General features: G+C 68.5%; 7 protein-coding genes. 4 read left to right on the plus strand and 3 right to left on the minus strand.

The window, feature by feature from the left end:
• The first annotated feature begins 1 nt into the window (after position 1).
• Positions 2-391, plus strand: coding sequence for a hypothetical protein (locus PLE19_19330; protein ID HPD17101.1), 390 nt, complete (start codon positions 2-4; stop codon positions 389-391).
• Here the strand turns inward: PLE19_19330 and PLE19_19335 are convergent.
• From PLE19_19335 to PLE19_19345, 3 genes are all read right to left on the minus strand, one after another.
• Entirely contained in the window at positions 388-642 is a 255-nt protein-coding gene (locus tag PLE19_19335) for a hypothetical protein (GenBank protein ID HPD17102.1), read from the minus strand. The two genes, PLE19_19330 and PLE19_19335, sit on opposite strands and share 4 nt — an antisense overlap.
• Before the next feature lie 126 nt (positions 643-768).
• A complete protein-coding gene (locus PLE19_19340; protein HPD17103.1) occupies positions 769-1,890 on the minus strand; it encodes a DNA topoisomerase IV subunit A in 1,122 nt (373 codons plus the stop codon).
• 95 nt (positions 1,891-1,985) lie between these two features.
• Positions 1,986-3,647 carry a DNA topoisomerase VI subunit B gene (locus PLE19_19345; protein ID HPD17104.1) on the minus strand — a complete coding sequence of 554 codons (1,662 nt, stop codon included), beginning with the start codon at positions 3,645-3,647 and terminating at the stop codon, positions 1,986-1,988.
• Positions 3,648-3,882: 235 nt separating this feature from the next.
• Here PLE19_19345 and PLE19_19350 point away from each other — a divergent pair, with 235 nt between their 5' ends.
• The 3 genes from PLE19_19350 to PLE19_19360 all read left to right on the plus strand — a co-directional run bounded on the left by PLE19_19350 (position 3,883) and on the right by PLE19_19360 (position 10,194).
• On the plus strand, positions 3,883-5,916 hold the full coding sequence (locus PLE19_19350; GenBank protein HPD17105.1) for a HEAT repeat domain-containing protein: 2,034 nt from the start codon (positions 3,883-3,885) through the stop codon (positions 5,914-5,916).
• A 221-nt stretch (positions 5,917-6,137) separates the two neighbouring features.
• On the plus strand, positions 6,138-8,078 hold the full coding sequence (locus PLE19_19355; protein HPD17106.1) for an Ig-like domain-containing protein: 1,941 nt from the start codon (positions 6,138-6,140) through the stop codon (positions 8,076-8,078).
• A 157-nt stretch (positions 8,079-8,235) separates the two neighbouring features.
• Complete coding sequence (locus tag PLE19_19360; protein ID HPD17107.1) at positions 8,236-10,194, plus strand: hypothetical protein; 1,959 nt, start codon at positions 8,236-8,238, stop codon at positions 10,192-10,194.
• Positions 10,195-10,245 lie beyond the last annotated feature (51 nt).

A 10,245-nucleotide genomic window follows, 5' to 3' on the forward strand; every position in this document is an offset into this window, starting at 1 on the left:
CATGGGAAGCCTCACCGAGTTCTGGATCGGCCGTGTGCTCGTCTTCCTCTACGAAGACGGCTTCACGGTCTTCCTCCGCGACGATGCGGAGTTTACCGCCTACGTGGGCCTGCTGGAGGTGATAGCCGTCGCCGCGGTGCTGCTGCTGGCTGCGAAGTGGGCGCGGCCGAGTTCGTCGTGGCTTGTGCTGCTCGCGGCCGGTGCGGCGCTGGGGGCGACAGGTATGTGGCTTGGGGTGACGAGCAACCGGCTTGCCCCAACCGCCTATGTGCTGACCCTGCTGGGGATTCCTCTGGGCCTGTGTGCCTTCGCCGTGTCGCTTGCCATCTGGCGCGCCCTGCGGCTCATGGGCGTGCAAAGGGCGCAGCGGCCTGCCCCGCCGGCTGTCTAGAAGAAGTCCTTCACCACCTCGGCCAGCAGCGTGGTGTCCTGCGATTCCAGAATCTTCGCGATGCGCCAGGAGGGGACTCTGAGGTTCCTGAGCGCCGTTTCGGCCTGGGACCAGAGGCGCTTGCGCTTCTTGTCGTCGTCGGTGACCATGATATCCGACACCAGCTCGGCCAGCTTCTGGAGCATCAGGTCGGGCTTGTGGTCGTAGTAGCGCTTGATGATGCCGCGCTGGTGGGGGTTGTAGTCGGGCATGCGATCATCTCTGTTCCGAGTGGGTGGGGCAGGTGGGGCCTGTGGGACCTGTGGGACGAAGAGGCGCAAGCTGTCCCACGGGTCTCACTTGTCCCACTCGTCCCACTGCGTCGGGCTGTAGCATGCTCACGGCAGGAACTTCCTGGTGTTGCGCAGTTTCTCGGGCAGGTACTTTTCGACGACGAAGTTGAGGCTGTGGGCGGCGAATGCCTGCTGCTCGACGCGCACGCCCATCTTGATCATCTGGTCTATCGCGCGCTGCCACTCCTTGTGGTGGTGGAAGAAGGGGTCGTTCTTCAGCGCGTCCTTGGCGCGCTTGATATCTATGTCCTTCAGCGGCTGGGTGGGGAGGTTGTAGTCCACGATGTCCTGCGGGGTGACGCCGAGGTAGTGGACACTGGGGACGCAGAAGAACTCGTTGAGGTGGGCGGCGTTGCCGGAGCCGACCTTGAGGGTGCGGTAGATGTTGGCGTAGCCGTAGGGGTCGCCGTCGGTGAAGGCGTAGACGGGCATCTGGTGGGCGTCGGCGAGGCGGCGGATGAAGCGGCGGCAGGCGCGCGTGGGCACGCCGCCCATCGAGATGAGGATGCAGTCGGCCGTGTCCCAGAAGGCGTGCTTGACGAGGCGCTGGAACATGGCGGTGGTCTCGATGACGAGGATGAACTTGGCGCTGGTACGGAAGGTGAGCTGCTCGACCTGCGGCGGCACGCTGTAGGCGCCTGTGCCAAAGCGGGTGCAGTCAATCTCGATGCTCTCGCCGGTCGCGGGGTCTTCGTCCACGACCACGAGGCGGCCGGCCACGGAGCCGCCGTGCTCGTCGGGGATGAAGCCGATCTGCTCGCGGTTGAAGCCCAGCATGGCCTCCAGGTCGTCCATCACGGTGTCGGATTCGGGCTGCTCGGTGAAGGCGGCTTCGGCCCAGGATTTCGAGCGGTAGTAGGCTTCTCGTTTGTTGATGATGTCGTCGTCCTCGACGACGGCCTTGGAGAGGGCGAGCATGCGGATGGACTGGGCGAAGGTCTTGACGGTGGTGTAGGCGAAGTCGCGCCGCGCGGTGCGGCCGCGCATCTTGAAGGCCCCCGTGCCCGAGTCGTAGCGCACGTTCGAGAGGGCGCGGATGGGGAACTTCATGTGCGGCTTCTTGTCGTGGCGGATGTCGCTGTAGATGTCGCGCGCCACCTCGACCATGCGCGCGAGGGCTTTTCCGTTGTCGTGCTTTGGCGTTTTCTTGGGGGTCTTCTTTGCCATTCCGCGCTTTCTCCATGCTCGTGATGCGTGAAGCGTGATACGTGAGAAGGAGGGGCGGGACCGTTCTTCTCTTCTCACGCATCACGTATCACGGCTCATTTTCTGCTCTTGTGCAGCATCTCGGTCAGCTTCTCGACGATGCCCTCTTCTTCGCGCTGGCTGAGGGCGAGGATTTCGCGCAGGCCGATGCCGATGTGGGGGATGTATTTCTCGATGTAGGAGCGTTTGCGCTCGGCCTCGGCCTCGCGCCGCCGCCGCTTGATGTGGAGGCTCATCTTGCGCCCACAGGCCTGGAGCGCGAGCTTGATCTCCTTGATGATCTCGGGGTAGTGGGCGATGGCCTCCTTGCTCTCGGAGGTGAAGGGCACCCACACGCTGGCCATGTGCACGACGACGATGGCCGGCCCCAGGGGCAGCGAGCCGCTGGGCTGCGAGAGGCCGTAGGGACGCCACGAGATGCTGCTGATCGCGCGCGTGATGGCGCAGGCCGATTGCTGGTAGAGCAGCGGCACGCGGTTGGCGAAGCGGTAGACCCGCACCGGCCCCTCGTCGGGCACCTTGCCGCCGTAGGCCACGGCAGCCTCGATGATGAAGGGGTTGCCGCGGTAGACCGAGGGCGGGCGCGACACGGCGGCGTAGAAGTCGGCCTCCAGCTCCTTCTTCACGCCCTTGAGCAGCAGTTCCTCGCCGATGGGCACCACGCAGTCGGTGGGCGGGTTCATGATCCGCGTGGCCTGGATCGCCTTGTAGAGGGTCTCGGCCTCCTGGCGGGCGATGCGGCTGGGCCGCGCGTTGGGCTCGATCTTCGCGGCCGCCAGGATGTTGTCGGCCACGCGGCCCGACACGCGGGAGAACTCGTGGGTGAGGAAGGCGCGCACGTTGCGCGCCTTGGTGCTCTCGAGCATGGTCATGAGCATGCCCAGCTCGATGCCCTGGGGGTGCGGCTTGATCGTCTTCGGCTCGGCCGGCAGCTCGGAGGTGGCGCGGGGGAACTCGTGCGGGTCGCCGTCGGGCGGCGTGTAGAGCATTCGCACGTGGGGGTTGGTGATGGCCGTCTGCTCGAGATAGGCGTCCACGCTCTGGCGGCCGCGCTGGTAGCGGGCCTCCAGCTCGATCTCCACGCGGGTGCCGTGCGCGCCGTTCCAGTCGCACTCGCCCTCGTTGATGACGCGCGGCTCGTTCTTCTTGGTGTCAATCATCAGCTCGCAGCGGACCGCGGGCTTGCCGTGGCCGATCTTGGAGATGATGACGGTGGGCTGGCCCGTGGTGAGCTGGCCGTACATGGCCGCGGCCGAGATGCCGATGCCCTGCTGGCCGCGCGACATCTTGAGGCGGTGGAACTTCGAGCCGTAGAGGAGCTTGCCGAACACCTTGGGCACCTGCCTGGGCACGATGCCCGGGCCGTTGTCCTCCACGATCACGCGGTAGCGCTCCTCCTTGCGCACCTCCTTGACGGTCACCTTGACCTCGGGCAGGATGCCGGCTTCCTCGCAGGCATCGAGCGAGTTGTCCACTGCCTCCTTGATGCAGGTGAGGAGGGCCTTGCGCGGGTTATCGAAACCCAGCAGGTGGCGGTTCTTGGTGAAGAACTCCGAGACGGAGATCTCGCGCTGCTGCTTCGCCATTTCGGTGGCGGTCACGCGCCGCCTGCCTTGCTTGCCCCCCTCGCCGGCGGCCTCGGCGGGTCCCTCGAGGTCCCCGCCCGCCGGTGGGGGAGCGGCGAACTCCAGGGTGCGCTGTGCAAGCTCTTGTGCCATGGGTTCCTCGCGGTAGCTGGCCGAACTGTCTTGAACGGGGATCGGATCTGGGCGCGCCCCTGCCGCGGCAGGAGAAGGCGTTACCACTATCCCTATGGTGCGCGGGCATTGTAGCACGCACATGTAGTGAATGCAAGCCAATTATCGCGCCCCCGGCGGGACGCAGATTGACTTCCCGGGAGCCCCGATCTATAATGCCTCGCCGGGTGCGGCGCCCCACGAAAGGAAGGCCCCGGTGGACAATCCGGTCTGCGTCTCCTGCCATAAAGGCCTGTCGCTCGAAGACATCGAGCGTGGGAACTTCAAGCACATCGGCGGCCACCTCTACTGCGCCGAGTGCGTGGGCAGGATGCGCCGCGTGGGCCCCACCCCCTGCCCCGCCTGCGGCGTCACCGACACGCCGCTCTACACCGGCAAGGGCTACCTGTGCCGCAAGTGCGGCGCCGACCTCCACCCCGCCCAGGCCGACGCCAGGACGGCTCCCGCCCAGCGGCCCCACACGAGGCCCGCCGCCAAGCGCTGCCCTTACTGCGGCGCCGCCATTCTGGCCGAGGCCCTCAAGTGCCGCTACTGCGGCTCGTCGCTCACCCGCGAGGCCCGCGAGGCCGAGGCTTTCAGCCGCCAGAACTCGCAACTGCGCTTCTGGGTCGGGTGCCTGCTCAGCGCTTCGGTCTTCCTCCTGCTCTTCCTCGTCTACGTTCTCGCCACGCGAGGGGCGCGGCAGCCCGAAGCCAAGGCGGCTCCCCCGGTTCCCACGACCGCCAGCCCCGCGGCGCCCAAGCCCGACACGGCACTCGTCGCCAGCCTGCGGGAGGAGCTTCGAAGCCTTCGCACCCAACTCACCGTCCTCAAGGCCGAGCAAGAGCGCCTGCTGGCGGCCAGGGAGCAGCCGCCCGAGCCGTCCCGCATCGCCAAGACCGTGGCCGAGGCGATGAAGCCGCCGCCGCCCGCTCCCACCAAGGAAGACCTCCCCAAGGTCACACCGCCCCCCGAGAAGCCGCCTACGCCCCCCGCGCCGGCGAAGGAGACTGTCCAGCCTCCCACCCCCGCCGCGAAAGAGCCGCCCCCGCCCACGAAGGCCGAGACCCCGAAGGCCGAGACCCCGAAGCCCAAGGCCGAGGAACGCACACCTGCCCAGCTCGCGGCGGCCGCCTACCCCGTCTTCACCACCGAGTTGGACAAGCTCAAGGCCGCCCGTCGCTATGGCGAAGCCATCGCCGCCTGCCGCCAGTTCCTTGCCGCACACCTCGGCACCCCGGAGGCCGATAGGGTGCAGGCCGCCCAGAAGGCCCTGCGCGACGAACTCGACCGCATCCGGGACGACCACGCCCGCCGCTTCAAGGCCGCGCTGGACAAGAACGACCTCGAGGCATGCCGCAAGGCGGCCGCCGAACTCACCCAGTACGACGCGCCCGAGATCGGCGAGGACCGCGACCGCATGCTCGCCGAGATCAAGGCCGCCGAAAACCGCCCCGCCCTCGACCTCACCAAGTACCTCACCCAGTGGGAAACCCCGCCCAACGTGGCGCGACTGCTTCAGGACCTGAAGGCAGAGAAGGACTGGACCGCCCGCTCGCGGGCCGCCAAGGAGCTGGGCCGTATCGGCCACAGCGCCGCCATCAAGGGGCTCCTCGACGCCCTCAAGGACCCGGAGTGGTACGTCAAGGCGAGCGCCATCGGCGCCCTCGCCGACATCGGCGACCCGATCGCCCTGCCCGCCCTCGCCCCGCTCACCAAGGCATCCTTCCCCGTCATCTACGACCCGGCCGCCCGCGCCTGCCAGACCCTTGCAGCGGCCCCGAAGGACAAGTTCGCCAACGCCTGGAAGCTCGTGGACCCCAAGCCCATCGCGCAAGAGGTCAGCGAGGCCCTCAAGGCCCAAGACAAAGAGGAATCGCCCGTCACGTCGCGCTACCAGGTGGCGCTGATAGACACACTGGCGCTGCTGGACGCCAAGGAGGCCGCCCCTGTCATCCGTCCTGTCTTCGAAAGGGCCAAGGACCCGGCGGTGCGCAAAGCTGCGGCCGATGCCATCAGGAAGCTCACCGGCGAAACACTGATGCCCGAGCCCCCCCCTGCTCCGAAGGCGACTCCTCCGCCCGAGCCGCCGAAGCCAGAGCCCAAGGCCCCGGAACCCAAGCCCGAGCCCCCCAAGGAGGCCCCAAAGGCGCCCGAACCTCCCAAGGAAGCGCCCAAGGCCCCTGAGCCTGCTCCCAAGGCGCCCGAGCCCCCCAAGGAAGCGCCCAAGGCCCCGCCGGCCAAAACCTGAGCAAGCGGTCACACACGGCACAGGGCGGCGTCGTCGCCCTCCCACGCCCCCGCCGCGAGGCACTACCGCGCCGCCGTCCCGGTTGCCAGGTTCGGGTCTCTCAAAGATTCCTCTTGATCCCGCGGAGAGACCTCACTATAATCACGGCATCGCGCCCGCGTTGGGCGCCCGGTTTGGCCCGCCCGCGTGGCCATGGGTTGCAGTGCAAAGGAGTGAGGGCAATGATTTCGGCGAGGAGGGTGCGCGTCGTTCTGCTGGGGGTTTGGTTCGTCGTTGCGCTCGCTGCGCCAGGCTATGCCAAGAGGCCCTCAAACACCCCGCCCGTCGCAGGCGATGACTCGTACGCCATCGCCGAGGACCAGCCCCTCGATGTGCCCGCTCCGGGCGTCCTGAGCAACGACACCGACGCGAACGGCGACCCGCTCACCGCCGCCCCGCTCTCCCTGCCGTCCCATGGCACGCTCCTGCTGAGTGCGAGCGGAGCGTTCCTCTACGTTCCCGACGCCAATTTCAGCGGCGCCGACAGCTTCACCTACACCGTCTCGGACGGGAAGGGCGGCAGCGACACGGCGACCGTCACCATCACGATCAGCCCGGTCAACGACCCGCCGGTGGCGGTGGACGACGCCTACCAGGTCGCCCAGGGCGGCGATCTGGTCGTCAAGCTCCCTGGGCTGCGGGCCAACGACTGGGATGCCGAGGGCAACCCGCTGAGGGCGGTCCTCGTGAGCCCTCCGAGCCACGGCACCCTGGCGGTTTACGACGGCACCGGAGACTACCCGGCGCTTTCCTTCCGCTACACGCCAGACCCTGCCTTCGTTGGCCAGGACACGTTCACGTACAAGGTGAACGACGGCCAGGCAGACAGCGCCCCCGCCACCGTGACCATCAGCGTGCTGGCCAGCCGGGTCTACCGCCTGCCCGATGCGGAGCTGATGAGCAGCGGGTTCGGCCAGCTCTCCGGCTACAGCTCGAGCAGCAGCACGCTCGACAGCCGCACCGACGTGGCGGGCCAAGGCGTGGTGTACGGGCTAACGCTGAAGGGCGCAGACGCCGGTAAGATCGGCATCGGCGAGCCCGACTGGCCCATCGCGGCCGCGGCCGGGCTGGACTACGACCCCGGCGTGCCCGGCGGCTGCCAACCGCACGATAACTCGAGTCTCGCCGCCTACAGTTGCTACGAGATGACCGTCTCATACCTCAGCGGGCCGGCCGGCAGCACCATCAACATCGGCCTGTTCATGAACACCGGGCTGACAGGCGCGAGCGGGTACCCTTCGAGCGACGGGACCAACGACACCTGGTGGGGCAGTGAATGGGTCACGCTCGCGCTGGGCGAGACGAAGACGGTCACGCTCTACTTCAGCGGGGCCGAGGCCTGGAACATCAGCGACAACAAAGTGCCTCACTCGGAGGGCGGCACGGCGGCGCCCAATGGCGGCAGGTACGCCATCAACTTCCGAGACCGGCACGAGATCACCAATATCGGGCTCCAGGTCGCCGACTTCGACGGCGGCACGCTGCTCACCGACGGCTACCCCATCCAGATCGCGCTCAACGTCCCAGGGCAGCCCCAGCCGCCGGTTGCCAACAACGACTCGGCCGCCACTGTGGAGGGCAGCCCCGTCACCATCGCCGTGCTGGCCAACGATAGCGCGGACGCCACCAAGGTCACGAATCTCACCCAGCCCGCGAACGGTCAGGCGACCCTGAACGCCAACAACACCGTCACCTATACGCCCAACGCGGGTTTCGTCGGCACCGACTCGTTCACGTACACCGCCAACAACGGCCTCCTCGACAGCGCGCCTGCCACCGTCACCGTCACCGTGTCGGAGGCGACGCATGACGTCTCGGGCACGATCACGTTGGGGAGCAACCCCCTGGGCGGAATCCAGGTGAAGCTGTACATCGAAGTCCAGGGCCCGAAGGGGGCCTCGTGGAAGACCGTCACCTCCGCCACGACCGATGCGCAGGGGCGCTATGCCTTCGACGGCCTGCAAGTCGGCGGGCGCTATAGGGTCGCCCCCGTGAGCAGGACCTACAGCTTCGTCCCGGATGTCGTTGACTTCACCTTCTGGGGCGCCCCCGTGGAGGACGTGAGCTTCGCCGCCGTCCTCCTGTCGGCCAAGTCTGGGACCAAGGAGGCGTCGGACTTCTAGGGTCTGTGCTCCCGGTCAATCGCTCGGGTGGTGCCACGGGGGCGGGTGCGCCGGATGGCTGCCTCCCTCCCCGGCTCGCATTCCCCGTCCCGCGGCACCCTTGACGCGAGGGGCCGCTCCGCTATAGTAGTCGCGGGGAGGATGCGGAGCCGGACCCATGCGCCTCGCGCTCGCCCTGGTGCTTGCATGCCTCCCCTGCCTCGCGGCCGCAGGCGAGGCGCTGCCGGATTTCCCCCAGGCTCTGCGCCGCGGGCGGCCCGTCGAGCGTATCGAGGATGCCGCCGTCTACACGATCAACGAGTTCATCGAATCGGGCTACGGCCTCGACCTGGCCCGGAAGGTGGGCTCGGACGTGCTGATTCGCGCGTGGTTCAAGTGGCGCAACGCGCCCGACTTCGCGAAGCTGGCGCCCCTGGTGCCGCAGGCCCATGCCCTGGGCGCCCTCTTCGGGGGCGGCATCACGTGCAGCGCCCTCTACGACGGCGAGAACGGCCTCACCCGCGAGCAACTGCTGGACATGGCCACCCGCGGCCCCGATGGCGCGCTGGTGGACGCCTGGGGCACCCCCGGCTGCCGGCACGGCTCGCTCTCCAGCCCCGCCTACCTCGACTACCTGCTCTCGTGGTGCCGCCAGCAGATTGACGCGGGCGTGGACTACCTGTTCATGGACGAGATCAACGCGGCCCTCCAAGCCAACGAGGGCTTCGACGACCATTCGATCCGCGATTTCCGCGAGTTCCTCCGCCGCCGCTTCCCCGACGGCAAGGGCTGGCGTGCGCCCATGCCGCTCGAGACATTCGACTACCGCGCCTACCTGAAGGCCCGGGGCCTCGCCGAAAGGCCGCACGCGCCCCGCAACCCGCTCGCGTCCGAATGGCACGCCTTCCGCCGCGAGCGCGACGACCGCGCCTGGAGACAGCTCTCCGACGCCATCCGCGCCTATGCCGCCTCGAAGGGCCGCCGCGTGCTGCTGAGCGCCAACGGCATCGCCCCTTACGTGGACCTCCAGGTGCTCGGCGTGTGGGGCCTCTGGCGCGTGAAGGACGGCGCCATTGACCTCTCGGAGAGCCAACTCGACGAGTGGGCCGCCACCGTGGCCAATGGCCACGCGCTCGCCCGGCGCCGCGTGCCCGTGGTCTTCTTCCACGACTGGGGCTTCGGCGGCTTCCCCTGGCTCAAGGTGCCGCCCGCCGACCGCCGCCTCTGGATGCGCGTGCGCGGGGCCGAGATCTACGCTGCCGGCGCCTTCTTCGCCTTCCCCGTCCACGGCCCCTTCGGCCAGGACGCCCTCCGCGACGGCACCCTGGCCGAGATCGCCCGCCAGTCGGCCTTCTACCAGCGGCATCGCCGCCTGTACCTGGACGGGCGCGTGCTGGGCTTCGAGCCGCTGGAGACGCCCGAGCCGCTCCTCAGCCTCGCTCTCTGGCGCTGCGACCAGCCCCCTGCCCTGCTCCTCCACGTCATCAACCGCGACGCAGCGGACGGCGAGCCCAGGGCCCGCCGCAACGTCACGGTGAGAATCCCCAACTGCCCCGAGCCGAGGGCCGTCCGCATCGTGTCGCCCGACTGGGAGGGGGAGAAGCCGGGCAAGGCTTCGAGGGACGGCTCGGCCCTCTGCGTGGTGCTCCCCGAGTTGCAGGCCTATGCCGTGGCGATGCTCGACTATGAGGCCGTGCCCAGCCTCAGGCTCTTCAGCCCTCGCATCGTGCCCTCGCTCGCCTGGGCCAGGCCCGAGGAGAACGAATTCGTGGTCGGCAAGGACGGCGCGATCCCCAACGCCTGGGCGCTCAACGGCTTTCTCCAGGGCAACCTGCACCCCGACCTGCGGAATCCGCCGACCTTCGTCGTGCACATGCCGCGCGGCGGCGCCTTGCGGGTGCACGTGCGCGCCGTGGCCACCCTGGGCGCGAGGCTCGAGTGCCTGGTGGACGGCCAACTCGTCAAGGCGGTGGACCTGCCCGACCGCGACGGAAAGGACGATGGTTCGGCCCGCGAGTATGACGAGACCCTGGAGTTCCCCATCCCGCCCGGGCGCCATCGCGTGAGCCTGCGCAACACGGGCGGCGACTGGGCCGTCGTGGCGTGGTATGCCTTCGTCGGCGATCTGGCCGACTAGGAGCCTGTCCAGGAATCCCCGTGGGCTGCGTTGCCGGCGCCAGCGGGGCGG

This window comes from Planctomycetota bacterium (genome assembly GCA_035384565.1).
GTDB lineage: Bacteria > Planctomycetota > PUPC01 > DSUN01 > DSUN01 > DAOOIT01.

Excerpts from the sequence above, each read along its gene's own strand:
- PLE19_19360 (HPD17107.1), top strand. The coding sequence starts at position 8,236 with ATGCGCCTCGCGCTCGCCCTGGTGCTTGCATGCCTCCCCTGCCTCGCG.
- PLE19_19335 (HPD17102.1), bottom strand. The coding sequence starts at position 642 with ATGCCCGACTACAACCCCCACCAGCGCGGCATCATCAAGCGCTACTAC.
- PLE19_19330 (HPD17101.1), top strand. The coding sequence starts at position 2 with ATGGGAAGCCTCACCGAGTTCTGGATCGGCCGTGTGCTCGTCTTCCTC.
- PLE19_19355 (HPD17106.1), top strand. The coding sequence starts at position 6,138 with ATGATTTCGGCGAGGAGGGTGCGCGTCGTTCTGCTGGGGGTTTGGTTC.
- PLE19_19340 (HPD17103.1), bottom strand. The coding sequence starts at position 1,890 with ATGGCAAAGAAGACCCCCAAGAAAACGCCAAAGCACGACAACGGAAAA.
- PLE19_19345 (HPD17104.1), bottom strand. The coding sequence starts at position 3,647 with ATGGCACAAGAGCTTGCACAGCGCACCCTGGAGTTCGCCGCTCCCCCA.